Below are 23,466 nucleotides of genomic sequence, written 5' to 3'. Positions count from 1 at the left end.
TACGGTGGCGGAGGGGTGACATGAACAGCGGTCTGGGCAGGGCGGTACGGCGCAGCGCGGGCGCGACCTGGCGGTTGGTCGGCGCGCTGCGCACGGCGGTGCCCGCGATGGCGGGGCTCGCCCCGCTGCTCGCCGGGCTGGTGCTGATGGTCGTCCTGCTGCCGTGGCTCCCGGCGGTGGTGCGGCCGCTGCGGGCGCTCGCCAACGCCGAGCGCCGCCGGGCCGGGAAGGTGCTCGGCCGCGAGATCCCCGCCCCGTACCGGCCGCCGCGCGGCGACGGCCTGGCGGAGGCGGGACGGCTCGTCCGCTCCCCGGACACCTGGCGCGACATCGCCTGGATGGCCGTGCACGGCTTCACCGGCGTGGTCGCGGCCGTGCTCGCCGTGGGGCTGTGGCCCCAGATCCCGTACTCGCTGTCGCTGCCGCTGTGGTGGTGGGCCGCGCCCGACGGGTCCACGTCCGCGTTCGTCACGCTGGACAGCTGGCCGCGGGCGCTGACGATGCCGTTCCTGCAGGCCGCCCTCGACGTGCTGCTCCTGCTGTGGCTCGTGCCGCGGCTCGCCCGCTGGCAGGCGCGGCTGGCCGAGGTGCTGCTCGGCCCCACCCGCCGCAGCCTCGCCGAGCGGGTCGAGGAGCTGACCGAGACCCGCGCCGAGGCGCTGGAGGCGCACGGCGCGGAGCTGCGCCGGATCGAGCGCGACCTGCACGACGGGACGCAGGCCCAGCTCGTCGCCGCCGCGCTGCGGCTCGGCCTCGCCGACCGCCGCTTCGACGCCGACCCGGACGCCGCCCGCACCCTGTTCCTGGAGGCCAGGGAGGGCGTCGAGGAGGCGCTGACGCAGCTCCGCACGGTGATCCGCGGGATCTACCCGCCGATCCTGTCCGACCGGGGCCTCGGCGGGGCGCTGCGCGCCCTCGCCGCGGGCCAGCCGATCCCCGTCGACCTGGACCTCGGCGACGGCGAGGCGGCGGCGCGCGCGCCCGCCGCCGTCGAGGCCGCCGCCTACTTCGTCGTCGCGGAGGCCCTCACCAACATCGCGCGGCACAGCGGCGCCCGGCACGGCTGGGTCACGGTCCGCCGCGAACCCGGCCGCCTCCTGGTCGCCGTGCGGGATGATGGCAAGGGCGGGGCCGATCCCGCCCGGGGCAGCGGCCTCGCCGGCATCCGCCGCCGGGTCGCCGCGCTCGACGGGACGACCCGCATCGACAGCCCCGACGGTGGAGGGACGACGCTCGACGTGGAGCTGCCGTGCGGATCGTGATCGCCGAGGACAACGTGCTCCTCCGCGAGGGCCTCGTCATGCTGCTCACCTCCGACGGCCACGAGGTCGTCGCGGTCGCGGGCACGGGCCCGGACGTGCTGCCCGCGCTGCTGGAGCACCGGCCGGACGCGGCCGTCCTCGACGTCCGGCTGCCGCCCGGGTTCCGCGACGAGGGGCTGCGCGCGGCCGTCGAGGCGCGCAAGCGGCTGCCGGGGCTGCCCGTCCTCGTGCTGTCCCAGTACGTCGAGGAGACCTACGCCGCCGAGCTGCTCGCGGGCGGCGCGGAGGGCGTCGGCTACCTGCTGAAGGACCGGGTGAGCCGGGTCGACGAGTTCCTGGACGCGCTGTCCCGCGTCGCGGCGGGCGGCACCGCGCTCGACCCGGAGGTCGTCTCGCAGCTCATGACGACCCGCCGCGACCCGCTCCAGGCGCTGACGCCGCGCGAGCGGGAGGTCCTCGGCCTGATGGCGCAGGGGCTCGACAACGCCACGATCGCCGCCACGCTGGTCATCACGGAGCGGTCGGTCAGCAAGCACATCGGCGCGGTGTTCGCCAAGCTCGGGCTTCCGCCGACCGACAGCGGGCACCGCCGGGTGCTCGCCGTCCTGGCCTACCTGAACTCGTGACCGAGACGCCGAGAGTGCGGCGGGCCGTCCGCGCGCTGCTCCTGGACGGCGACGCCCTCGTCCTGCTGCGCCGGACCCGCCCCGACCGCCCCGTCTACTGGACGACCCCCGGCGGCAAGATCGAGCCGACCGACGCGTCGCCGGAGGCCGCGCTGCGCCGCGAGCTGGACGAGGAGCTCGGCGCGACCGCCGGGCCCGTCCGCCAGGTGTTCGCGTGCGCCGAGCGGTCGCCCGAGATACACCGGGTGAACACCTTCTACGTGTGCCGCCTGACGTCGATGGACCTGTCGCGCAGGCACGGCCCCGAGTTCGCCGACCCCGCCAACGGGCGGTACGACCCGGACCTCGTCCCGTGCACGCCGGAGGCGCTGGCGTCCGTCGCCCTGATCCCGGAGATGCTCCGCGCCTACCTGCGCGACCACGCGGCCGACCTGCCCGGCCTGGTCCGCTAGCGGACCAGGCCGTCGAGGACGTAGCCGAGGCCCTCGGCGAAGGCGGCGTCCCAGCCGCCGTCCGGCAGGTGGCCGTGCGCGGCGAGGGACGGGTACCGGTCGCGGTGGCGGCGCAGGTGCTCCCCGGCGGCGCGGCGCGCGTCCGGCCCGCCGCCTTGGGCGCCGACCTGCATCAGCGCCGACCCGATCGTGTAGTTCGCCACCGCGTACGCGGCCGCGGCCGGGGACGGCCCGCCCGGCCGCGCCCGCTCCAGCGCGGCGTAGAGGAAGTCGGTGCGGGCGAGCACATTGGGGCCGAGCAGCGGGCGCCCGCCGAGGACGGCCGCCGACCACGGGTGCCGGAGCATGGCGTCCCGCCAGCCCGACACGAGCGCGATCACGTCGGCGCGCCAGTCCGGGCCGGGGGAGGGCAGCGGGACGTCCCCGAAGATCGCGTCGAGGGCCAGCTCCAGCACGTCGTCCTTCGTCTCGACGTGCCAGTACAGGGTGGTGGACCCGGTGCCGAGGCGCTCGGCCAGGCGGCGCATCGTCAGCCGCCCGGCGCCCTCCGCGTCGAGCAGCGCCACCGCCGCGGCGACGATCCGCTCGCGGGTGAGGGGCGGCGCCTCCCGGCGCGGCCGGTCCTCCCGCAGCCACACGCTGTCCGTCATGCGCCCCAGGCTAGTACATTGAGCGGGTACCGGATCAACGATCCAGTTTCCTAAACAGCGTTCAAGGAGTTGTGTGGGGCACATCGAGGTGAGCCGCCTGACCTACGCGCTGCCGGACGGCCGGATCCTGCTGGACGACGTCTCGTTCCGCGTCGGGGCGGGGGCCAAGGCGGCGCTGGTCGGCCCGAACGGCGCGGGCAAGACGACCCTGCTGCGGCTGGTCGCGGGCGACGTCCGGCCGACGGACGGCGTCGTGACGAGCTCCGGCGGCCTCGGCGTCATGCGCCAGTTCATCGGCGGCATTCGGGACGGCAGGACCGTCCACGACCTGCTGCTGTCGGTCGCGCCCGGCCGCGTGCGGAAGGCGGCCGACGCCCTGGCCGAGGCGGAGGGCGCGCTCGACGACACCGCGCCGACCCAGCTCGCCTACGCGCAGGCGATCACCGACTACACCGACGCGGGCGGCTACGACATCGAGGTCGTCTGGGACGCCTGCACGACGGCCGCGCTCGGCCTGCCCTACGACGAGGCGAAGGGCCGAGGCGTCACGACCCTGTCGGGCGGCGAGCAGAAGCGGCTCGTCCTGGAGGCGCTCCTGCGCGGCCCGGACGAGGTCCTCCTCCTGGACGAGCCCGACAACTACCTGGACGTCCCCGCCAAGGAATGGCTCGCGGAGAAGATCCGGGCCACGGCAAAGACCGTCCTGCTGGTGTCGCACGACCGGCAGCTCCTCGCGGACGCGGCCGACCGCGTCGTCACCGTCGAGTCCCGCGACGTCTGGGTGCACGGAGGCGGCTTCGCGGGGTACGCGCAGGCCCGCCGCGACCGGACCGAGCGCCTCCACGAGCTGCGCCGCCGCTGGGACGACGAGCACGCGCGCCTGAAGGGGCTCGTCCACACGCTGCGCCAGCGCGCGACGAACAACGACGCGGTCGCCTCGTCCTACCAGGCCGCGCGGACCCGGCTGCGGCGCTTCGAGGAGGCGGGGCCGCCGCAGAGCGCGCCGAAGGAGCAGAACGTCCGGATGCGGCTGCGCGGCGGCCGCACCGGCAAGCGCGCCCTCGTCTGCGAGTCCCTTGCGCTGACGGGCCTGACGCGCCCGTTCGACACCGAGGTCTGGTACGGGGAGCGCGTCGCGGTGCTCGGCTCGAACGGCTCCGGGAAGTCGACGTTCCTGCGCCTGCTGGCCGGTGACGACGTTCCGCACGGCGGCGCGTTCCGGCTGGGCGCGCGGGTCGTGCCGGGGCACTTCGTCCAGACGCACGCGCGGCCCGACCTGCACGGCCGCGCGCCCGCCGAGATCGTCATGGCGGCGAACGCGCTGACCCGCAACGACGCGATGGCCGCGCTCGCCCGCTACGAGCTGGCCCCGGCGGGCGCCCGGCCGTTCGAGACGCTGTCCGGCGGGCAGCAGGCGCGGCTCCAGATCCTGCTGCTCGAACTGTCCGGCGCGACGCTCCTGCTGCTGGACGAGCCCACCGACAACCTCGACCTGGCCAGCGCCGAGGCCCTCCAGGAGGGGCTCGCGTCCTACTCGGGGACGGTGCTCGCCGTCACCCACGACCGGTGGTTCGCCGCCGACTTCGACCGCTACCTCGTCTTCGGCGCGGACGGCGGCGTCCGCGAGTCGGACGCGCCCGTCTGGACCGCCGCCGGTAGTTGATCAATCCGCTCCGGGGCGGGAGGCTGTGCCGGAGCGGAGGGGGTTCGACATGGGCGGATGGCCGGGCAGCGAGCTGACCGACGAGGAGCTGGACGTCGCCTACAACGTGCGGCGCAAGGCGGGCGAGGAGCTGTTCGCGCGGCACATGCGGCAGTACCGGGACCTGTCGGCGCGGGCCGTCGACGGCCTGCCGGGCAGCCCCGGGATCGTCTACGACGACGCGAGCGGCGAACGCCTCGACGTCTGGGGCACCGGCGACGGAGAACCCCGGCCGGTGTTCGTGTTCCTGCACGGCGGCTACTGGATGGCGCTGTCGCGCGCCGAGTCGTCCTTCATGGCGCGGGGCCTTCACGAGCAGGGCGTCGCGACCGTCGTGCCCGACTACACGCTCGCGCCGAAGGCGACGCTGGAGGAGATCGTCCGGCAGGTGCGCGCGGCGGTCGCCTGGGTCTACCGGAACGGGGCCGAGCACGGCCTCGACCCGGACCGGATCGTCGTCGGCGGCAGCTCGGCGGGCGGCCACCTCACCGGCATGACGATGGTCGGCGGCTGGCAGGAGCCGCTCGGCCTGCCCGGCGACGTCGTCAAGGCGGCGCTGCCGGTCTCCGGCCTGTTCGACATCCGGCCGATCACCCGCGTCTACGTGAACGAGTACGTCCGGCTGGACGAGGCGCGGGCCGCCGCGCTGAGCCCGGCGCTGCTGCCCGCGGACCGCCGCTGCCCGGCCGTGTTCGCCGCCGCCGAGCACGACGGCGCCGGGTTCCTCGACCAGTCGAGGAGGTTCCACGCGCGGTGGGGCGCGGGCGACCTGATGATCGTCCCGGACCGGGACCACTTCGACGTCGTGCTCGACCTCGGCGACGCCGGGTCGGCGCTCGGCGGCGCGCTCGCCGACCTGGTCCGCGCGGTCTAGTCGGCGGGCTGGTCGGTGGGCTGATCGGCGGGCGGGGCGGTGCCGCTGATCTCGGCGGCCTCGCGGCGCAGGTGGTCGAGCATCAGCCGGGCGGACGGCGTCGGCGCGCGCTGCGCGGGCAGCGTCACCCCGACCTGGCGGCGAACGGTCTCCAGCGGCACCGGCAGCGGCTCGATCTCGGCGTCGGTGCGCGCGACCAGCTCCGGCAGCGCCGCGATCATGTCGGTGTCGCGGACGAGCGTCCGCACGGTCAGCACCGACGTGCACTCGACCAGGTTCCCCGGCGGGACGAGCCCCTGCGCGCGGAACACCTGCTCCAGCTCCGCGCGCAGCGCCGTCTGCTCCAGCGGCAGCACCCACGGGTAGTCGAGCAGGTCCGCGAGCGTCAGCGGGGCCCGCGACCGGGCGGGGTGGCCGCGCCGGGCGACCAGCCGGACCGGCTCCCCGTACAGGGTGATCTGGCGGAGGCCGCGCAGGTCGCCGATCGGGTTGAGGCGGCCGAGGATCAGGTCGATCTCGCCGTCCAGCAGCCGCGGGACCTGCGCGTCGAACGTGGCCTCCCGGACGACCACCGTGACGCCGGGGCGCTCCCTCTTCAGCGCGGCGATCGCCCGCGGCAGCAGGACGTTCGACCCGGCGAGCAGCGTGCCGATCGCGACGGTGCCGACGTCGCCGTCCGCGAGGCCCCCGATCCGCTCGCCCGCGCGCCGCAGCTCGGCGAGGACGGCCCGCGCGTGCTCGACGAACACGTCCCCGAACAGGGTGGGCGTGACGCCGCGCGGGCCGCGGGTGAACAGCTCGACGCCGAGGACGTCCTCGACCTCGCGGAGGCTGCGCGTCACGGCGGGCTGCGCCAGGTGGAGGTGCTCGGCGGCGCGCAGCACGCTGCCCCGCTCCGCGATGGCGACGACGAGCACCAGGTGCCGGAGCTTCAGCCGCCCGTTGAGCAGGTCGATCGCGCGCATGCCGCCTTACTATCACAATTTCGTGATAGCTCCTCGGCCGATTGGTATTTGCCAGGCATAGCTTCCGCGGCGGAGGATCGGATCATCGCGCGACGGCTCCCCGGGAGGGACAGATGAAGGCTGAGCACTTTGTCGGCGGCGTCTTCCGTTCGGACGGACGCCCCTTCCCGCTGGTCTCGCCGGTCGACGGGACGGAGTTCGGCACCGTCCCCGAGGCGACGCGCGAGGTCGTCGACGACGCCGTCACCGCCGCGCGGGCCGCGCTCACCGGGCCGTGGGGCGCGCCGGGCGGCGAGCCGGAGCGGGCCGCCGCGCTGCGCCGGATCGCGGACGGCATCGACGCCCGGTTCGCGGAGTTCGTCGACGCCGAGGTCGCGGACACCGGCAGGCCCCGCGAGTTCGCGGAGACGGTCGACGTCCCGCGCGCCGCGGGCAACTTCCGCGCCTACGCCGATCTGCTCTACGGGCGTCCCGAGCGGTCGTACACGACGCCGGTCCCCGGCTGGAGCGTCGGGACGGGCCAGGCCCTCAACTACACGGTGCGCCGCCCGCTCGGCGTCGTCGCGGTCGTCTCGCCGTGGAACCTGCCGCTGCTGCTGTCCACCTGGAAGATCGCCCCGGCGCTCGCCTGCGGGAACGCCGTCGTGCTCAAGCCGTCGGAGGAGACGCCCTCGACCGCGACGCTGCTCGCCCGCGTGATCGCCGACGCGGGACTCCCGGACGGGGTGTTCAACGTCGTCCACGGGCACGGCGCGGGCGCGGCGGGCGAGTTCCTCACCGCCCACCAGGGCGTGGACGCGATCGCGTTCACCGGCGAGTCCGCCACCGGCGCCGCGATCATGCGGAACGCCGCCGACCACGTCACGCCCGTGTCGTTCGAGCTGGGCGGCAAGAACCCGGCGCTGGTCTTCGCCGACGCCGACCTCGACGCCGCCGTGGACGGGACGGTCCGCTCCTGCTTCACCCACTCCGGGCAGATCTGCCTCTGCACCGAGCGCGTCTACGTCGAGCGCCCGATCTTCGACGAGTTCGTCGCCCGGCTCGCGGGCCGCGCCCGCGCGCTCGACGGCTACGGCCCGATGATCTCCGCCGAGCACCGCGACAAGGTCCTGTCCTACTACGCCCTCGCCCGCGCGGAGGGCGCGACGGTCGTCGCGGGCGGCGGCGTTCCGGAGTTCGGCGACGCCCGCGACGGCGGCTTCCACGTCGAGCCGACCGTCCTCACCGGCCTGCCGGAGACGGCCCGCGCCGTCCGCGAGGAGATCTTCGGGCCGGTCTGCCACGTCGCGCCGTTCGACACCGAGGACGAGGCGCTCCGGCTCGCCAACGACAGCCCCTACGGCCTCGCCGCCACGGTGTGGACGCGGGACCTGTCCCGCGCGCACCGGGTGGCGCCGCGTGTCGAGACCGGGATCGTCTGGGTGAACTGCTGGAATCTCCGCGACCTGCGCACCCCGTTCGGGGGCGTGAAGGCGTCCGGCATCGGACGCGAGGGCGGGGAATACTCCCTGGACTTCTTCTCCGAGCCCGTCAACGTGTGCGTCCAGATCTGAGAGCGAGCCCCGTGACCACGACGAACATCGACGCCGCCGCCGAGCGCCTGCTCGGCGCGCACTCCGGCGGCATCCCGTGCGCGCCCGTCCGCGACCTGGTCGCGACGGCGGACGACGCCTACGCCGTCCAGGACCGGCTGACCGAGCGCTGGCTCGCCGGGGGCCGCCGCCTCGCCGGACGCAAGATCGGCCTGACGTCGCGCGCCGTGCAGGAGCAGCTCGGCGTGGACAGCCCCGACTTCGGCATGCTGTTCGCCGACATGGCCGTCCCGGACGGCGCGGAGATCCCGGCGGGCGCGGTCCTCCAGCCGCGCGCGGAGGCCGAGGTCGCGCTCGTCCTGGAGCACGACCTGACGCACGAGCGGCACACCGCCGCCGACCTGATCCGCGCGACCGCGTTCGCGCTGCCCGCCGTCGAGGTCGTCGGCAGCCGCGTCCGCGACTGGGACATCACGCTCGTCGACACCGTCGCCGACAACGCCTCGTCCGGGATGTACGTGCTGGGGAACCGTCCCGTGCTCCTCAAGGACGTCGACCTGCGCCTGTGCGGGATGGTCATGGAGCGGCGCGGCGAGCAGGTCTCCACCGGCAACGGCGCCGCCTGCCTCGGCCACCCGCTGAACGCGGCGCTGTGGCTCGCCGACACCCTCGTCCGGGTCGGGCGCCCGCTGCGCGCGGGCGACACGGTGCTGACCGGCGCGCTCGGCCCGGTCGTCCCGGCCGCGCCCGGCGACGTGTTCGAGGCCCGCGTCGACGGCCTCGGCGACGTCCGCGTGGCGTTCGGGAAGGAGGAGGGCTGATGGTGGACGTCGAAGGGCTCGCCGCCCGGCTGGACGAGGCCGCCCGCGACCTCGCCGCCGTCCCGAAGCTCACCGACACCGCCCCGCTGGACGTCCCGACCGCGTACGCGGTGCAGCGGGCCGGGATCGAGCGGCGGCGCCGCGCGGGGGAGCGGCTCGCCGGGGTCAAGATGGGCTTCACCAGCCGCGCGAAGATGGCGCAGATGGGCGTGGACGACGTCATCTGGGGTCTGCTCACCGACGCGATGGTCGCCGAGTCGTCCGTGGACGTGTCCCGGCTGATCCATCCGAGGGTCGAGCCGGAGATCGCGTACCTGATCGGGCGCGAGGTCCGCTCGCCCGCCGAGGTCGAGTCGGCCGTCGCCGGGGTCGCGGTCGGGTTCGAGGTGCTCGACTCCCGCTACAGCGACTTCAAGTTCACGCTCCCGGACGTGATCGCCGACAACGCGTCCGCCGCCCGGTTCGGGTTCGGCGCCTGGCGCCCGCCGCGCGACGTGTCCAACGTCGGGCTGCTCCTGGAGGTCGACGGGCGCGTGGCGCAGGCGGGGTCGTCCGCGGCGATCCTCGGGGACCCGGCGCGCTCGCTGCGCGCCGCGGCGCGGCTCGCGCTCGGCGCGGGCATCGCGCTCGAACCCGGATGGGTCGTCCTCGCGGGGGCGGCGACGGCGGCCGTCCCGCTGCCGAAGGACGCGCACGTCCGCGTCACCGGCGCCGGGCTCGGCTCGGTGGAGGTGACCACGTGACCGACGACGCGATCCTCGTCGCCGGCAAGGCCCGCCCGCGCGGGCGGTTCCCGCACGTCAAGCGCGCCGGAGACTTCCTGTACGTGTCCGGCACCAGTTCCCGCCGCCCGGACGGGACGTTCGCCGGGGCGTCCGCCGACCCGATGGGCGTCACCGACCTCGACATCCGGGCGCAGACCCGCGCCGTCATCGAGAACGTCCGCGACCTGCTGGAGGCGGCGGGCGGCGGGCTGTCCGACGTCGTCAACGTGACGGCCTACCTGGTGAGCATGAACGACTTCGGGGGATACAACGAGGTCTACGGCGAGTACTTCGACGAGACGGGCCCGGCCCGCACGACGGTCGCCGTCCACCAGCTCCCGCACCCGCACCTGCTGATCGAGATCGCCTGCGTCGCCCACGTCCCCGCTGACCGCCCCGCTGAGGAGGCCGGATCATGACCCTGCCGCAGCTGTCCTTCGGACGGCCGTTCAACTTCGAGTCCTGGATCGACGAGCACCGCGACCTGCTGAAGCCGCCGGTCGGCAACGTCCAGGTGTTCGAGGACGCCGGGCTGATCGTCATGGTGGTCGGCGGCCCGAACCAGCGGACCGACTTCCACGACGACCCGAAAGAGGAGTTCTTCTACCAGCTCAAGGGCAACATGGTCCTCCGCGTCATGGAGGAGGTCGGCCGCCCGCCGGTCGACCTCCAGATCAACGAGGGCGACGTGTTCCTGCTGCCGCCGCACGTCCGGCACTCGCCGCAGCGGCCCGAGGCCGGCTCCATCGGCCTCGTCGTGGAGATCCCGCGCCCGGAGGGCACGACCGAGGCGTTCGAGTGGTACTGCACCGAGTGCCACCACCTCGTCCACCGCGCCGAACTCCAGGTCCGCTCGATCGTGGACGACCTGCCGCCGGTGTTCCAGGGCTTCTACGACGGCGACCGCAAGTGCCCGAACTGCGGGGCCGTCCACCCGGGGAAGCAGTGGCCGCAGGCGATGGTCCCGGCGACGGCCCCCCGTGACTGACGGCGTGACCGGCGGCGTGACCGGCGGGTGGGTCGTCGACGTCCACGCGCACGTCTTCCCGCCGATCAGCCGGGACGAGGGCCGGACGCTGGCGGGTGCGGGCGAGCCGTGGCTGCGCCTCGACGGCGGCGGCGCCGGGACGATGATGAGCGGCGACGACGAGTACCGCCCGGTCGGCGAGGCACTCTGGGACCCGGCGCGCCGGATCGCCGACATGGACGCGGCGGGCGTCGACGCGCAGGCCGTGTCGTCCACGCCGCTGATGTTCGGGTACGCGGCGGAGCCGTCCCGCGCCGCCGACTGGTGCGACCTCGTCAACGACCGTATCCTCGCGTTCTGCGCCGCCGAGCCGGACCGGCTGCTGCCGCTCTGCCAGGTCCCGCTCCAGGACCCGGCGCTCGCCTGCGAGGTCGCGACACGGGCGGCGGCGGACGGGCACCGCGGCGTCCACATCGGCAACCACGTCGGCGACCGCAACCTCGACGACGACGGGATCGTCGCGTTCCTCGCGCACTGCGCCGGGCTCGGGCTGCCCGTCCTCGCCCACCCGTGGGACATGCTCGGCGCGTCCCGGATGCGCGGGCACATGCTGCCGTGGCTGTGCGGGATGCCCGCCGAGACGCAGCTCAGCATCCTCGGGCTGATGCTGTCCGGCGCGTTCGAGCGGATCCCGCGGTCGCTGCGGCTGTGCTTCTGCCACGGCGGCGGCAGCTTCGCGTTCCTGCTCGGACGCGCCGACAACGCCTGGCGGCGGCGCGACCTCGTCCGCGCCGACTCGCCGCGCCCCCCGTCGGAGTACGTGGACCGCTTCTGCGTCGACTCCGCCGTGTTCGACCCGCGCGCCCTCCGCCTGCTCGTGGACGTGATGGGCCCCGAACGCGTCATGCTCGGCACCGACTACCCGTTCCCGCTCGGCGAGCAGGAGCCCGGCGCCGCGATCCGCGCCTGCCCCGGCCTGGACGACGCCGAACGCGCCCTTCTGCTCGGCGGCAACGCCGAGGCGTTCTTCGCCCCGGCCCAAGACCTCGTGACGACCGAAGGACTGGCGCAGTGAGTCCCGAAGAGGAGGCCCGGCGGCTCGACGCCGCCGACCCGCTGCCGACGCTGCGCGGCGAGTTCCACGTCCCGCCCGCGCCCGGCGGCCCGTACGCGGAGGCGGCGTACTTCGCCGGGAACTCCCTCGGCCTCCAGCCGCGCCGCACCGCGGACCTGCTCCGCGAGGAGCTGGACGACTGGGCGCGCCTCGCCGTCGAGGCGCACACGCGGGGCCGCCGCCCGTGGGTGTCCTACCACGAGCTGCTCCGCGAGCCCGCCGCCCGGCTCGTCGGCGCGCTGCCGCACGAGGTCGTCGCGATGAACTCGCTGACGGTGAACCTGCACCTGCTGATGGCGAGCTTCTACCGCCCGGCCGGGCCGCGGACGCGGATCGTGATCGAGGACGCGGCGTTCCCGTCCGACTCGTACGCGGTCGCGAGCCAGGCCGTCCACCACGGGCTCGACCCGGCCGGGACGGTCGTCCGGCTGCGGCCCCGCCCCGGCGAGGACGCCCTGCGCACCGAGGACGTCCTCGCCTTCCTCGAACGCGAGGGCGGCACGGTCGCGCTCGTCCTGCTCGGCGGCGTCAACTACCTGACCGGACAGCTCATGGACATCCCGGCGATCACCAAGGCGGGCCGCGCCGCCGGTGCCGCGGTCGGCTGGGACCTCGCGCACGCGGCGGGGAACGTCCCGCTGCGGCTGCACGACTGGGACGTCGACTTCGCCGCCTGGTGCACCTACAAGTACCTGAACTCGGGGCCGGGCGCGGTCGCCGGATGCTTCGTGCACGAGCGGCACGTCCGGGACGCGTCCGTGCCGAAGCTCTCGGGCTGGTGGGGGACGGACCCGGCCGTCCGGTTCCGCATGGACCCGGACATCGCGCCGCCCGCCTCCGCCGACGCCTGGCAGCTCTCCAACCCGCCGATCCTCGCCCTCGCCCCGGTGCTGGCCTCGCTGGAGATCTTCGACCGGGTCGGGATGGACGCGCTGCGCGCCAAGAGCGAGCGCCTCACCGGCTACCTCGCGTCCAGCCTCGCGCCCGTCACCGAGATCGTCACCCCGTCCGACCCGGCCGCGCGCGGCGCCCAGCTCTCGCTGCGGGTCCCGGACGCGGGCGGCCTGACGCGGCGGCTCGCGGAGGCGCACGGCGTGGTCGTGGACGCCCGCGAGCCCGACATCGTGCGCCTGGCGCCCGTCCCGCTGTACTGCACGTTCCACGACTGCCACCGCGCCGCCGAAGCCCTCGCCGACCTCCTCGGGCGGTAGGCCCGGTCAGCGATCCTGTGCGGTCAGCGTCGGGCTCTCGCTCGGTTCGGGCCGGGTCGCCGGTGTGGCGGCCCCGCCGGACGGGCGGGGGCGCAGCGCGCCCGCCGAGACCGTCATCACCGCGACGATGCAGGTGATCATGGCGAAGGCGGCCGGGTAGGAGAGGGTGCCCGCGGTCCAGCCGGTGACGGCGGGCGCGGTCAGCCCGGACAGGTAGGTGATCGTCGCGACGCCCGCCACGCCCTCGCCGGGCGTCGCGCCCCGGTCGGCGGCGGCGGCGAACACCAGCGGGACGACCGTCGCGACGCCGACGCCGATCAGCGCGAACCCGGCGATCGCGGTCCACGGCGCGCGGGCCGCCACGACGAGGACGCCGCCGAGCACCGCGACCCCGCCGCCGCAGCGGACGACCTTCGCCGCGCCGAGCCGCCGCACCAGGCGGTCCCCGGCGAGCCGCGTCGCCGCCATGCAGGTCATGAAGACGGTGAAGCTGGCGGCGGCGAGGCCGGGGCCCGCGTCGGTGACCTCGGTGAGGTAGACGGCGGTCCAGTCGGCGCTGGCGCCCTCGGCGAACGTCCCGCAGAACCCGACGAGCCCGATGGCGAGGACGGCCCGGTTCGGCAGCGCGAACCGGCGCGGCGCGGGGGCGCCCGCGGCGGGACGGTCGGGCAGCAGCCCGCGCCCGCCCGCGACGCCGACGCCGAGCAGCACGGCGGCGACCAGCCCGAGGTGCAGCCGGGCGTCCACGCCGTGGTGCGCGGCGAGGATCCCGACGCCGCCCGCCGCGAGGCTGCCGACGCACCACAGCCCGTGCAGCCCGGACATGACCGGGCGTCCGATCGCCCGCTCCACCGCGACCGCGTGCGAGTTCATCACGACGTCGCTCATCCCGGCGGCGGTGCCGTAGAGCAGCATCGCGGCGAACAGCCAGCCGGGCGCGGGCGCGAGCGCGGGCAGCGCGATGATCGCGCACCAGGCGGCGATCAGCAGCCGGACGGCGCGCCGCTCGCCGATCCGGTGCGCCACCCGGCTCGCCGTCGGCATGCCGGTGAAGGCGCCGACGGACGGGCACAGCAGCGCGAGGCCGAGGACGGTGGGGGACAGGCCGAGGTGGTCCTGGATCCAGGGGATGCGGGTGGCGAGCGTCCCTGCGACGGCTCCGTGGGCGATGAAGATCACGCCGATGGCGCGGTGCTCCCGGCTTTTCCGGGGGGCCCGGGGGGTCGTCCCCCCGGAATGACGGAGATGCATGTCCCGGAAACTAACAGGAAGGCTTCCTGATGAAAAGAGATATCAGGCAGGAACCCTGACTAATATGGCCTCCGTGAAGACCGCCGACCCGACGATGGCCCGCGCGATCAACGACCGGCTCGCGCTCGACCTGCTGCTGGAGCGCGGCCCGCTGACCGCGCCGCAGCTCCGCGACCTGACCGGGCTGTCCCGGCCGACCGTGGCCGACCTGATCGAGCGGCTGCGCGCGAGCGGGCTGATCGAGGTGGCGGGGGAGACCGGCGCGAACCGGCGCGGCCCGAACGCCCGCCTGTACGGCCTGGTCGCGGACCGCGCGCACGTGGCGGGGGTGAACCTGCGCCGCGACGCCGTCCACGTGACGGTCGCCGACATCGCCGGGAACGAGATCGGCGCCGTGTCCCGGCGGCTCCCGGCGGAGCCGGACCTCGTGGCGCTCATCGCCGACACGGTGTCCGAGGCGGCGGACGGGCGCGTCCCGCACACGCTCGTCCTCGGCACGCCGGGGCTGATCCATCCGCGCACCGGGCTCGCCGTCGGCGGCGACGTGCCCGGCGGACGGCCCGACCTCGGCCCGGCGCTGCGCGACCGGCTCGGCACCCGGGTGATCGTGGAGAACGAGGTCAACCTCGCCGCCATCGCCGAGCACCGGGGCGGCGCGGCGGCCGGGCGCGACGACTTCGCGCTCCTCTGGATGGACGACGGCGTCGGCGCGGCGATCGTCCTGGACGGGCGGCTGCGGCGCGGCGCGTCCGGCGGCGCGGGCGAGGTCGGCCTCCTCAAGATCGGCGGCGAGGACTTCTGCGACCTGGTCGAGGCCGGGGTCGCCCGGGACCTCGGCCCGGAGGCGCTCGCCGACGTGCTCGTCGAGAGCGTGTTCGTGCTCGTCGCCGTCATGGACCCCGGCCTCGTCGTCCTCGGCGGCGGCATCGGCCGCGACGGCGGCGACCGCCTCGCCGGGCTGGTCGCCGCCCGGCTCGACGCCGTCTCGCCCGCCCCCACCGAGGTGCGGGCGAGCGCGGTCGAGGGCGACACGATCCGCCGCGGCGCGGTGCTGACCGCTCTCGACCTCGTCCGCGACGACGTCTTCGGCTGACGGGTCCGGCTAGCCGCTGATCTTCGGCAGCCGCTCGCCCGTGCGGAGCCGGTCGAGGCCGAGCCAGATGAACTCGCCCGCCATCTGCTCGGCGCGCTCGCGCGGCGTGTCCGGATGCTCCAGCCACCACGACACCATCGACAGCATCGACCCGTACATGAGCGGGACGAGCAGCCGCGCCCGAGCCTCGTTCACCTCCAGCGCGGCCCGCGACAGCTTCGGGTCGGCGCGGCGGCGGCGCAGCAGCAGGTCGGCGAACGCGGCGCCGAGCCGGTCGCGGAGTTCGCGCAGCTCCAGCCCGACCTCGGGCTTGTCGATGTGCCGGACCAGCAGGGCCCACGCGGCGGGCTCCTCGGTGGCGTAGTCGAACAGCACCCGGATCATGGCGCGGATGCCCTCGGCGGAGCCGTGCTCGGCGAGCACCGCCGCGTTCAGCCGCCGCGTCAGCTCGGCGACGATCGCCTCGGTGACCTCGGCGAACAGCTCCTCCTTCGAGGCGAAGTGCTGGTAGAGCAGCGCCTTGGACACCTCGGCCGCGGCCGCCACGTGCTCCATCTGGGTCAGGTGGTAGCCGCGCGCGCCGAACTCCTCCAGCGCCACCCGGAGGAGCTGCTCGCGCCGCCGGGCGTGCGGCATCCGCCGCCGCGCGCCCGGCGCCGTCCCGGGCGGCGCCGTCCCGCCCGCGCCGTCCGTCATTTCCCCGTGTACTTGGCCAGCTCGGCGCGGGCCACGGAGCGGACGTGGACCTCGTCCGGGCCGTCCGCGAGGCGCAGCGTGCGCAGGCCCGCCCACATCGCGGCGAGCGGCGTGACGTCGCTGACGCCTGCGCCCCCGTGGATCTGGATCGCGGTGTCGACGACCTCCAGCGCGACGCGCGGCGCGATCACCTTGATCGCCGCGACCTCCGACCGCGCCGCCTGCGCGCCCTGCTTGTCGATCAGCCACGCGGTCTTCAGCGTGAGCAGCCGGGCCTGGTCGATCGCCATCCGCGCCTCGGCGATCTGCTGCTGCACGACGCCCTGCCTGGCGAGCGGCCCGCCGAACGCCTCGCGCGACAGGGCGCGCTCGCACATCAGCTCGAGCGCCCGCTCGGCGACGCCGATCGCGCGCATGCAGTGGTGGATGCGGCCGGGCCCGAGCCGGGCCTGCGCGATCGCGAACCCGCCGCCCTCCTCGCCGACGAGGTTCTCCACCGGGACCCGGACGTCGGTGAGCGTGATCTCGCAGTGGCCGTGCTGGTCCTGGTAGCCGAACACGGGCAGCGGCCGGACGATCTCCACCCCGGGCGTGTCCATCGGGACGAGCACCATCGACTGCTGCCGGTAGGGGTGCCCGTCCGGGTCCGTCTTGCCCATCACGATCATGATCCGGCAGCGCGGGTCGGCGGTGCCGGTGATCCACCACTTCCGGCCGTTGATCACGTAGTGGTCGCCGTCGCGCTCGATGCGGGTGGCGATGTTCCGCGCGTCCGAGCTCGCGACGTCCGGCTCGGTCATCGCGAAGGCGCTGCGGATCTCGCCGTTCAGCAGCGGCCTCAGCCACCTCTCCTTCTGCTCGGGCGTCCCGAACAGGTGCAGCACCTCCATGTTGCCGGTGTCGGGCGCCGCGCAGTTGATGGCCTCGGGCGCCAGCTCGACGGACCGGCCGGTGACCTCGGCGAGGCTCGCGTAGTCCGTGACGGACAGGCCGTGCGCCGGGTCGTCGCTGTCCGGAAGGAACAGGTTCCAGAGGCCCCGCTTGCGCGCCTCCACCTTGAGGTCCTCGACGACCCGCGGGACGTGGTGCTCCCGTCCCGCCGCGCGCAGCTCGGCCCGCTGCGCCGCGTAGACGGGCTCGGCGGGGTAGACGTGGGAGGCCATGAAGTCCTGGAGGCGGCCGAGGTGGTCCCGGGCCCGCTCGCTCAAACCGAAGTCCATTCCGCTAGAGTAACTGACGGGTCAGTTACTTCTGGAGGGAGCCCCATGCCTTCGTTCGCGGCGGACGGCAAGGTCGCGCTGATCACGGGCGGGGCGCACGGCATCGGGGCGGCGGTCGCCCGGAGGCTGGCGCGCGGCGGCGCGCGGGTCGTCCTCGCCGACGTCGACGCCGAGGCCGGGGGCGCGCTCGCGGCGGAGCTGGACGGCGCGTTCGTCCGCTGCGACGTCCGCGAGCCCGCCGACAGCGAGGCGGCCGTCGCCGTGGCGGTCGACCGCTTCGGCGGCCTGGACGTCGCGTTCCTCAACGCGGGCGTGGCCGGGGGAGGCGGCCTCGGCGACGGGTTCGACCTCGCCGGGTACCGGCGGGCGATGGGCGTCAACCTCGACGGCGTCGTCTTCGGCGTCCACGCGGCGCTGCCCGCGCTGCGCGCCCGCGGCGGCGGCGACATCGTCGCGACCGCCAGCATGGCCGGGCTCACCGCCGCGCCGTTCGACCCCGTCTACGGCGCGAACAAGGCGGCCGTGGTCGGGCTCGTCCGCGCCCTCGGCCCCGCCCATGAGGGGGAGGGGATCAGGGTGAACGCGCTCTGCCCGTCCTTCGCCGACACGGACATCCTCGTCCCGCTGAAGGGGCACCTCCAGGAGACCGGGTTCCCGATCCTGGACGTGGAAGACGTCGTCGAGGCGTTCATGCGCCTCCTCGCCGGGGACGGGACCGGGGAGGCGTGGTACGTGGTGCCGGGCCGGGAGTCCGAGCCGTTCCGGTTCCGCGGCGTCCCCGGGCCGCGCTGAGGAAGTCCGGCCGACAGCGAGCCGACAGCGGGCCGACAAAGGGCCGACAGTGACGGGAGAGACATGCGCGCGATCCAGATCACCGAGTTCGGCGGGCCGGAGGTGCTCACCGTCGCCGACCTGCCCGAGCCGTCCGCCGGGCCGGGGCACCTGCTCATCGACGTCTCGCGGGCCGGGGTCAACTACGCCGACACCCACCAGGCCGAGAACAGCTACCTGCAGGAGTCCACGCTGCCGATGGTGCCGGGCGGCGAGGTCGTCGGCGTCGCGGACGGCCGCCGCGTCGTCGCGCTCACCGGCACCGGCGGCTACGCCGAGCGGGCCGTCGCGCCCGAGGCGCTCGCCTGGGACGTCCCGGACGCCATCGACGACGTCACCGCCCTCGGCATGATCATCCAGGGCGCGTCGGCGTGGGTGCTGCTGCGCCGCTGCGTCCACCTGGCGGCGGGGGAGTCGGTGGTCGTGCACGCCGCCGCGGGCGGGGTGGGGAGCCTCGCGGTCCAGCTCGCGAAGGCGTGGGGCGCGGGACGCGTCATCGCCACCGCCTCGTCCGAGGAGAAGCGGGCCCTCGCCCGCGACCTCGGCGCGGACGTCGCGATCGACGCGACCGAGCCCGACCTAGAGGACGCCCTCGTCGACGCCAACGGCGGGAAGCGGGTCGACGTCGTCCTGGAGATGACCGGCGGGAGCGTCACCGACCGGAGCCTGCGGGCCCTCGCCCCCTTCGGACGCCTCGCCTTCTACGGGATGGCGTCGCGGGAGGAGCCGGCGGCGGTCCGCCCGGCGACGCTGCTGGCGCACTCGACGACCATCGCGGGCATGTGGCTGCCCCACGTCTTCCAGCTCCCCGGGGACGTGATGCGCACCGCCCTGGACGAGCTGTTCGGCCTCGCCGCCGCCGGGCGGCTCCGCGTCGTCGCGGGCGGCGAGTACGCCCTCACCGACGCGCGCCGCGCCCACGAGGACCTGCGCGCCCGCCGGACGACCGGCAAGCTCGTCCTCGACCCGTCCCGCTAGCCCTGCCCGCGGGCCCTAGCCGACGAGTCCTAGCCGACGAGGCCGTTCTCGTAGGCGTAGACGACGGCCTGGGTGCGGTCGCGCAGGGTCAGCTTGGTGAGCACGTGCCCGACGTGGGTCTTCACCGTCTGCTCGGCCAGCACCAGCTCCGCCGCGATCTCGGCGTTGGACAGCCCGCGCGCGATCAGCCGGAGCACGTCCAGCTCGCGCGGCGTGAGGCCCGCCGTCGCCTGCGGGCTCGGCCGCTGGTGCCGCCGCCGGCGCGCGAAGTCGCCGATCAGCCGCCGGGTGATGGACGGCGCGAGCAGCGCGTCCCCGGCGGCGACGATCCGCACGCCGCTGACGAGGTCGGCGGCCGAGGCGTCCTTCAGCAGGAAGCCGCTGGCGCCCGCGCCGAGCGCCTCGTAGACGTACTCGTCCAGGTCGAACGTCGTGAGGACCAGCACCTTCGGCCGCGTGTCCGCCGGGTCGGCGTCGGCGGCGGGCTCGCCGACCAGCTCGGCGGTGGCGGCGAGGCCGTCCATCTCCGGCATCCGGATGTCCATGACGATCACGTCCGGGTCGAGCGCCCGGGCCATCTCGACGGCCTCCCGGCCGTTGCCCGCCTGCCCGACCACCTCGATCCCGGGGTCGGAGGACAGCAGCGCCGCGAGCCCGTCGCGGATCATCACCTGGTCGTCGGCGATCAGCACCCGAATCGTCACCAGGACACTTTATGGCCCCTGAAGATCAGTCCGGGTCGCCGTAGGGGAGTTCGGCGACGACGGACCAGCCGGCGTCGTCGCGGGGGCCCGCGTCCAGGGTGCCGCCGAGCATCGTCACCCGCTCGCGCATCCCGACGAGCCCGTGCCCGCCGCCCTGCGCCTGCTCCGGTGTGCTGCGCGGCCCGTCGTCGGCGACCGACACCGTCAGCGACTCGGCGCCGTACTTCACTTCGACGTGCACGCGCGCGCCCGGCGCGTACCGGGACGCGTTGCTCAGCGACTCCTGGACGATCCGGTACGCCGACAGGTCGACGCCCGTGGTCAGCGGACGCGGCATCCCGACCACGACCGTCGCCACCGACAGCCCGGACCGGCGCGCGGCGGAGACCAGGTCGTCCAGCCGCTCCAGACCGGGCTGCGGTGCCCGCTCGGCGCCCTCGTCGTCGCTGCGGAGCAGGCCGACGACGCGGCGGGTCTCGGTGAGCGCCTCGCGCGCCGCGTCCCGGACCACGCCGAACGTCTGCCGGGCCGCGTCCGGCAGGTCGGGGATCTTGTACGGGGCGGCCTCCGCCTGCATCGCGATCACCGACATGTGGTGCGCCACCACGTCGTGCAGCTCCCGGGCGATGCGGGCGCGCTCCTCCAGCACGGCCTGGCGGCGGAGGTCCTGCCGGTGCTGCTCCTCGCGCCTGCGCAGCTCCTCCATCGCGGAGTGCCGGCCGCCCACCGCGTCGCCGAACGTCAGCGCGACCGCCGCGATCCCGGCGAGGATCATCCCGAACCAGCCGGGCATCCCGGCCACCACGGCGGGCAGCAGCACCCCGGCGATCATCACCGCGCCGACGCCGACCGCGGTCTGCCGGTCGGCGCCCACCCCGGTGAAGAACAGGATCACGATCATGGCGAGGATCGCCGTGACCGGCCAGGGCATGAAGCCCTCCCCGTGCCGGGCGAGGACCGTGAGGAACATCCCGGCCGCCGCGACCCGCCAGGCGGCGAGCGGCCAGCGCGCCGCGAAGATCAGCGGCGTGGCCTGCAGGACGCCGAGCGGCCAGGCGAGCCCCGGTTGCAGGTGGTAGCCCGCGATCGCGATGGCGATGGACCCGGCGGTGAAGCCGACCGTCAGCGCGAAGAGCAGCGCGATGAGCGGGATGCGCAGGGCGAGGGGCTCGGGCAGCAGCGTGACCGCCGGGTCGTCCCGGCCGGGCACGAGGGCGGCGCGGACACCGGCGACCAGCCGGGGCCGGACCCCGGGCGCGGCGCCGTCCGCGCCGGGGCGGCGGTCTGTCTCGTTCATTTGCGTCGAGCCTAGAGCGCGGCGCGCCGGTCCGGCCTGCCCCCGGGGAGGGAGATCCGTCCCGCCCCCCTGGTATCAGCGCTGGCCCGCGGCTCGCCGGGGCTCCGGTGATCTTGCGGTCCCGGGCGGGCGGACGGAGACTGCGGGAATGAGCGATCTCAGCCATCCGATCTTCGCCCGGCTCTATCCGCGGCTCGACGCCGGATGCGCCAAGGCGGGCGGCGACGCGCACCGCGCCGAGCTGCTCGCGGGCGCGTCCGGCCGGGTGCTGGAGGTGGGCGCCGGATACGGGGCCAACTTCGCGCACTACCCGCCCGAGGTCACCGAGGTCGTCGCGATCGAGCCGGAGCCGCGGCTGCGCGCCATGGCGGGGCGCGCGGCGGCGGAGGCGCCCGTCCCGGTGACGGTGCGGCCCGGCGTCGCCGAGGACCTCGACGTCGACGACGCCTCGTTCGACGTGGCGGTCGCCTCGCTCGTGCTGTGCTCGGTGCGGGACCCCGTCCGCGCGCTGGCGGAGCTGCGCCGCGCCCTGCGGCCGGGCGGCGAGCTGCGCTACTACGAGCACGTGCGCGGGTGGACGCCGCGCAAGACGCGCGTCCAGCGCTTCACCGACGTGGTCTGGCCGTTCCTCGCCGCGGGCTGCCACGTGTCCCGCCCGACCGACGAGTGGATCGCCCGCTCCGGGTTCACCGTCCGGGCCGAGCGGCGCTTCGAGTTCCCGGCGCCCGCGCGGGTCAACCCGGCGTCGCCGCACGTCCTCGGGACGGCCGTCCGCGACTGACGCCGCGCCCCGCCGCGCGGCGTTCGCCGCAAAGTCCCCCATAAGGTCGTCCGCATAAGGTTCCGCCGCCGGGGAAGATCCGCCTCCATGACCGAACAGGAGAGCGGGACGCGCAGGACCGGCCGGGACGAGGACGGGACGTCCCACTCCTCCTTCACCGCCGCGCTCCTCGCCGGGGCCGCCGCGCTCGGCGGGTTCCTGTTCGGCTACGACTCCTCGGTCATCAACGGGACGGTCGACGCGCTGAAGGACCACTTCGGCCTGAGCGGGTTCGTCGTCGGGTTCGTCGTGTCCGCCGCGCTGCTCGGCTGCGCCGTCGGCGCCTGGTTCGCCGGGCCGATCAGCGACCGGATCGGACGGGTCCGGGTGATGCTGATCGCCTCGACCCTGTTCGTGATCAGCTCGCTCGGCTCGGCGCTCGCGTTCAACCCCGTGGACCTCACGTTCTGGCGGCTGGTCGGCGGCCTCGCCATCGGCGCCGCGTCGGTGATCGCGCCCGCCTACATCGCCGAGATCGCGCCCGCCGCGCTGCGCGGACGGCTCGGCTCGCTGCAGCAGATGGCGATCGTCCTCGGCATCTTCGCGGCGCTCGTCGTCGACTACGTGATCGCCCGCGTGTCGGACGGCGGCGCCACCGGAACGTTCCCCTGGGGCGGCGGCGCCTGGCGGTGGATGTTCGCCAGCGCCATCGTGCCCGCCGTCCTGTGGGGCCTCATCGCCACGTCGATCCCCGAGTCGCCGCGCTACCTCGTGAAGAAGCACCAGACGGCCCGCGCCCGGCGGGTGCTCGCCCGGGTGATGGGACACGGCGACGTGGACGGCAAGATCGCCGACATCGAGCACTCGATCGCCACCGACCGCCCGGTGCGGCTCGGCGACCTGCGCGGGCCCCGGCTCGGCCTGCTGCCGATCGTGTGGGTCGGCATCCTGCTGTCGGTGTTCCAGCAGTTCGTCGGCATCAACGTGATCTTCTACTACTCGTCGTCGCTGTGGCAGGCGGTCGGGTTCTCCGAGAACAACGCGATGCTCACGTCGGTGATCAACTCGCTGGTGAACGTGGTGTTCACGCTGGTCGCGATCGCGCTGGTGGACCGGGTCGGGCGGCGTCCGCTGCTGCTCGGCGGCGCCGCCGGGATGGCGGTCTCGCTCGGCCTGCTGACGATCTGCTTCGCGACCGCCCCCGTCGTGGACGGCAAGCCGCACCTCGGGGGGCTCGCCGGGCCGGTCGCGCTCGTCTCGGCCAACGTGTTCGTCGCCTCGTTCGCCGCGACGTGGGGCCCGGTGGTGTGGGTGATGCTGGGCGAGATGTTCAACAACTTCATCCGCGCGTCGGCGCTCGCCGTGGCCGCCGCCGCGCAGTGGCTCGCCAACTGGGTGGTCACCACGACGTTCCCGGGCGTCTCGGGGTTCTCCCTGGGGCTCGCCTACGGGATCTACACGGTCTTCTCACTCCTCGCGTTCGTGTTCGTGATGCGGGCCGTCCCCGAGACCAAGGGCCGCGAACTGGAGGACATGGACACGCTCGCCGCCCCGCGCGCACGCGCCTGACGCTCGGCGGCGCCTCGGCGTGCCCTTGGGTTACAGTGGAGCCATGCCGTACGCGATCGAGACGACGACGCCGGGTCACTCCCGGCGCCGCGACGGCATGTCCTGACCACGGGACGACAGACCACGC

24 protein-coding genes are annotated in these 23,466 nt (G+C 74.9%); 17 read left to right on the top strand and 7 right to left on the bottom strand.

Annotation, left to right across the window (positions count from 1 at the left end; translation table 11 throughout):
• The first annotated feature begins 20 nt into the window (after positions 1–20).
• From ACH01S_RS22330 to ACH01S_RS22320, 3 genes are read left to right on the top strand one after another with little or no spacing between them, the layout of a single operon-like run.
• The gene (locus ACH01S_RS22330) at positions 21–1,262 is read left to right on the top strand and encodes a sensor histidine kinase (protein WP_067894525.1); all 1,242 of its coding nucleotides are present in this window, start codon (positions 21–23) and stop codon (positions 1,260–1,262) included.
• Positions 1,250–1,888: a response regulator transcription factor gene (locus tag ACH01S_RS22325; RefSeq protein ID WP_067894522.1), complete on the top strand. Its 639-nt coding sequence runs from the start codon at positions 1,250–1,252 to the stop codon at positions 1,886–1,888. The genes ACH01S_RS22330 and ACH01S_RS22325 overlap by 13 nt, the downstream gene beginning before the upstream one ends.
• Entirely contained in the window at positions 1,885–2,340 is a 456-nt protein-coding gene (locus ACH01S_RS22320) for an NUDIX domain-containing protein (protein ID WP_067894520.1), read from the top strand. The genes ACH01S_RS22325 and ACH01S_RS22320 overlap by 4 nt, the downstream gene beginning before the upstream one ends.
• Here ACH01S_RS22320 and ACH01S_RS22315 read toward each other — a convergent pair.
• Positions 2,337–2,990, bottom strand: coding sequence for a TetR/AcrR family transcriptional regulator (locus ACH01S_RS22315; RefSeq protein ID WP_067894517.1), 654 nt, complete (start codon positions 2,988–2,990; stop codon positions 2,337–2,339). The two genes, ACH01S_RS22320 and ACH01S_RS22315, sit on opposite strands and share 4 nt — an antisense overlap.
• A gap of 73 nt (positions 2,991–3,063) precedes the next feature.
• On the opposite strand from ACH01S_RS22315, the gene ACH01S_RS22310 reads away from it, so the two are divergent.
• Complete coding sequence (locus ACH01S_RS22310) at positions 3,064–4,653, top strand: ABC-F family ATP-binding cassette domain-containing protein (protein WP_067894514.1); 1,590 nt, start codon at positions 3,064–3,066, stop codon at positions 4,651–4,653.
• A gap of 49 nt (positions 4,654–4,702) precedes the next feature.
• Positions 4,703–5,566, top strand: a complete 864-nt coding sequence (locus ACH01S_RS22305; protein ID WP_174564903.1) for an alpha/beta hydrolase — start codon at positions 4,703–4,705, stop codon at positions 5,564–5,566.
• Here ACH01S_RS22305 and ACH01S_RS22300 read toward each other — a convergent pair.
• The gene (locus ACH01S_RS22300; protein WP_067894511.1) at positions 5,563–6,531 is read right to left on the bottom strand and encodes a LysR substrate-binding domain-containing protein; all 969 of its coding nucleotides are present in this window, start codon (positions 6,529–6,531) and stop codon (positions 5,563–5,565) included. The two genes, ACH01S_RS22305 and ACH01S_RS22300, sit on opposite strands and share 4 nt — an antisense overlap.
• A 113-nt stretch (positions 6,532–6,644) precedes the next feature.
• Between ACH01S_RS22300 and ACH01S_RS22295 the strand changes: the two genes are divergently transcribed.
• Genes ACH01S_RS22295 through kynU form a run of 7 tightly spaced genes read left to right on the top strand, consistent with a single transcriptional unit; the run spans position 6,645 to position 12,940 of the window.
• The gene (locus ACH01S_RS22295; RefSeq protein WP_067894508.1) at positions 6,645–8,084 is read left to right on the top strand and encodes a 2-hydroxymuconic semialdehyde dehydrogenase; all 1,440 of its coding nucleotides are present in this window, start codon (positions 6,645–6,647) and stop codon (positions 8,082–8,084) included.
• A gap of 11 nt (positions 8,085–8,095) precedes the next feature.
• On the top strand, positions 8,096–8,884 hold the full coding sequence (locus tag ACH01S_RS22290; RefSeq protein WP_148344815.1) for a 2-keto-4-pentenoate hydratase: 789 nt from the start codon (positions 8,096–8,098) through the stop codon (positions 8,882–8,884).
• Positions 8,884–9,627, top strand: coding sequence for a 2-keto-4-pentenoate hydratase (locus ACH01S_RS22285; protein WP_067894505.1), 744 nt, complete (start codon positions 8,884–8,886; stop codon positions 9,625–9,627). The genes ACH01S_RS22290 and ACH01S_RS22285 overlap by 1 nt, the downstream gene beginning before the upstream one ends.
• Positions 9,624–10,067: a RidA family protein gene (locus ACH01S_RS22280; RefSeq protein ID WP_246237218.1), complete on the top strand. Its 444-nt coding sequence runs from the start codon at positions 9,624–9,626 to the stop codon at positions 10,065–10,067. Before ACH01S_RS22285 ends, ACH01S_RS22280 begins: the two co-directional genes overlap by 4 nt.
• The gene (locus ACH01S_RS22275; RefSeq protein ID WP_067894502.1) at positions 10,064–10,636 is read left to right on the top strand and encodes a 3-hydroxyanthranilate 3,4-dioxygenase; all 573 of its coding nucleotides are present in this window, start codon (positions 10,064–10,066) and stop codon (positions 10,634–10,636) included. Before ACH01S_RS22280 ends, ACH01S_RS22275 begins: the two co-directional genes overlap by 4 nt.
• The gene (locus ACH01S_RS22270; protein ID WP_246237219.1) at positions 10,629–11,690 is read left to right on the top strand and encodes an amidohydrolase family protein; all 1,062 of its coding nucleotides are present in this window, start codon (positions 10,629–10,631) and stop codon (positions 11,688–11,690) included. Before ACH01S_RS22275 ends, ACH01S_RS22270 begins: the two co-directional genes overlap by 8 nt.
• The gene (gene kynU / locus ACH01S_RS22265) at positions 11,687–12,940 is read left to right on the top strand and encodes a kynureninase (RefSeq protein WP_067894499.1); all 1,254 of its coding nucleotides are present in this window, start codon (positions 11,687–11,689) and stop codon (positions 12,938–12,940) included. The genes ACH01S_RS22270 and kynU overlap by 4 nt, the downstream gene beginning before the upstream one ends.
• A 6-nt stretch (positions 12,941–12,946) precedes the next feature.
• Here kynU and ACH01S_RS22260 read toward each other — a convergent pair whose 3' ends face one another.
• A complete protein-coding gene (locus tag ACH01S_RS22260; RefSeq protein WP_067894495.1) occupies positions 12,947–14,191 on the bottom strand; it encodes an MFS transporter in 1,245 nt (414 codons plus the stop codon).
• A gap of 73 nt (positions 14,192–14,264) precedes the next feature.
• On the opposite strand from ACH01S_RS22260, the gene ACH01S_RS22255 reads away from it, so the two are divergent.
• The gene (locus ACH01S_RS22255; protein ID WP_218010352.1) at positions 14,265–15,284 is read left to right on the top strand and encodes an ROK family transcriptional regulator; all 1,020 of its coding nucleotides are present in this window, start codon (positions 14,265–14,267) and stop codon (positions 15,282–15,284) included.
• A 9-nt stretch (positions 15,285–15,293) separates the two neighbouring features.
• Here the strand turns inward: ACH01S_RS22255 and ACH01S_RS22250 are convergent, their stop codons facing one another.
• Entirely contained in the window at positions 15,294–15,980 is a 687-nt protein-coding gene (locus ACH01S_RS22250) for a TetR/AcrR family transcriptional regulator (protein ID WP_067894490.1), read from the bottom strand.
• Positions 15,977–17,200, bottom strand: a complete 1,224-nt coding sequence (locus tag ACH01S_RS22245; protein ID WP_067894488.1) for an acyl-CoA dehydrogenase family protein — start codon at positions 17,198–17,200, stop codon at positions 15,977–15,979. The genes ACH01S_RS22250 and ACH01S_RS22245 overlap by 4 nt, the downstream gene beginning before the upstream one ends.
• 45 nt (positions 17,201–17,245) lie before the next feature.
• Here ACH01S_RS22245 and ACH01S_RS22240 point away from each other — a divergent pair, with 45 nt between their 5' ends.
• Positions 17,246–17,992 (top strand): SDR family NAD(P)-dependent oxidoreductase, encoded by a 747-nt coding sequence (locus tag ACH01S_RS22240; protein WP_067894485.1) that lies wholly within the window; start codon positions 17,246–17,248, stop codon positions 17,990–17,992.
• 63 nt (positions 17,993–18,055) lie between these two features.
• Positions 18,056–19,009 carry a quinone oxidoreductase family protein gene (locus ACH01S_RS22235; protein ID WP_067894483.1) on the top strand — a complete coding sequence of 318 codons (954 nt, stop codon included), beginning with the start codon at positions 18,056–18,058 and terminating at the stop codon, positions 19,007–19,009.
• A 29-nt stretch (positions 19,010–19,038) separates the two neighbouring features.
• Here ACH01S_RS22235 and ACH01S_RS22230 read toward each other — a convergent pair whose 3' ends face one another.
• Positions 19,039–19,713 carry a response regulator gene (locus ACH01S_RS22230; protein ID WP_067894463.1) on the bottom strand — a complete coding sequence of 225 codons (675 nt, stop codon included), beginning with the start codon at positions 19,711–19,713 and terminating at the stop codon, positions 19,039–19,041.
• A gap of 25 nt (positions 19,714–19,738) precedes the next feature.
• Positions 19,739–21,010: an ATP-binding protein gene (locus tag ACH01S_RS22225; protein ID WP_083980985.1), complete on the bottom strand. Its 1,272-nt coding sequence runs from the start codon at positions 21,008–21,010 to the stop codon at positions 19,739–19,741.
• A 148-nt stretch (positions 21,011–21,158) separates the two neighbouring features.
• Here ACH01S_RS22225 and ACH01S_RS22220 point away from each other — a divergent pair, with 148 nt between their 5' ends.
• On the top strand, positions 21,159–21,791 hold the full coding sequence (locus ACH01S_RS22220; RefSeq protein ID WP_067894461.1) for a class I SAM-dependent methyltransferase: 633 nt from the start codon (positions 21,159–21,161) through the stop codon (positions 21,789–21,791).
• Between the two features lie 87 nt (positions 21,792–21,878).
• On the top strand, positions 21,879–23,339 hold the full coding sequence (locus ACH01S_RS22215) for a sugar porter family MFS transporter (protein WP_067894460.1): 1,461 nt from the start codon (positions 21,879–21,881) through the stop codon (positions 23,337–23,339).
• Positions 23,340–23,466 lie beyond the last annotated feature (127 nt).

Source organism: Actinomadura chibensis NBRC 106107, from assembly GCF_001552135.1.
GTDB lineage: Bacteria > Actinomycetota > Actinomycetes > Streptosporangiales > Streptosporangiaceae > Spirillospora > Spirillospora chibensis.
This window is presented reverse-complemented; position numbering and strand designations above follow the sequence as displayed.

Bases quoted from the DNA above. Each gene is read 5' to 3' on its own strand.
- ACH01S_RS22305 (WP_174564903.1), top strand. From the start codon at position 4,703: ATGGGCGGATGGCCGGGCAGCGAGCTGACCGACGAGGAGCTGGACGTC.
- ACH01S_RS22245 (WP_067894488.1), bottom strand. From the start codon at position 17,200: ATGGACTTCGGTTTGAGCGAGCGGGCCCGGGACCACCTCGGCCGCCTC.
- ACH01S_RS22315 (WP_067894517.1), bottom strand. From the start codon at position 2,990: ATGACGGACAGCGTGTGGCTGCGGGAGGACCGGCCGCGCCGGGAGGCG.
- ACH01S_RS22250 (WP_067894490.1), bottom strand. From the start codon at position 15,980: ATGACGGACGGCGCGGGCGGGACGGCGCCGCCCGGGACGGCGCCGGGC.
- ACH01S_RS22295 (WP_067894508.1), top strand. From the start codon at position 6,645: ATGAAGGCTGAGCACTTTGTCGGCGGCGTCTTCCGTTCGGACGGACGC.
- ACH01S_RS22235 (WP_067894483.1), top strand. From the start codon at position 18,056: ATGCGCGCGATCCAGATCACCGAGTTCGGCGGGCCGGAGGTGCTCACC.
- ACH01S_RS22215 (WP_067894460.1), top strand. From the start codon at position 21,879: ATGACCGAACAGGAGAGCGGGACGCGCAGGACCGGCCGGGACGAGGAC.
- ACH01S_RS22220 (WP_067894461.1), top strand. From the start codon at position 21,159: ATGAGCGATCTCAGCCATCCGATCTTCGCCCGGCTCTATCCGCGGCTC.
- ACH01S_RS22285 (WP_067894505.1), top strand. From the start codon at position 8,884: ATGGTGGACGTCGAAGGGCTCGCCGCCCGGCTGGACGAGGCCGCCCGC.
- ACH01S_RS22275 (WP_067894502.1), top strand. From the start codon at position 10,064: ATGACCCTGCCGCAGCTGTCCTTCGGACGGCCGTTCAACTTCGAGTCC.
- ACH01S_RS22300 (WP_067894511.1), bottom strand. From the start codon at position 6,531: ATGCGCGCGATCGACCTGCTCAACGGGCGGCTGAAGCTCCGGCACCTG.
- ACH01S_RS22240 (WP_067894485.1), top strand. From the start codon at position 17,246: ATGCCTTCGTTCGCGGCGGACGGCAAGGTCGCGCTGATCACGGGCGGG.
- ACH01S_RS22260 (WP_067894495.1), bottom strand. From the start codon at position 14,191: ATGCATCTCCGTCATTCCGGGGGGACGACCCCCCGGGCCCCCCGGAAA.
- ACH01S_RS22225 (WP_083980985.1), bottom strand. From the start codon at position 21,010: ATGAACGAGACAGACCGCCGCCCCGGCGCGGACGGCGCCGCGCCCGGG.
- ACH01S_RS22330 (WP_067894525.1), top strand. From the start codon at position 21: ATGAACAGCGGTCTGGGCAGGGCGGTACGGCGCAGCGCGGGCGCGACC.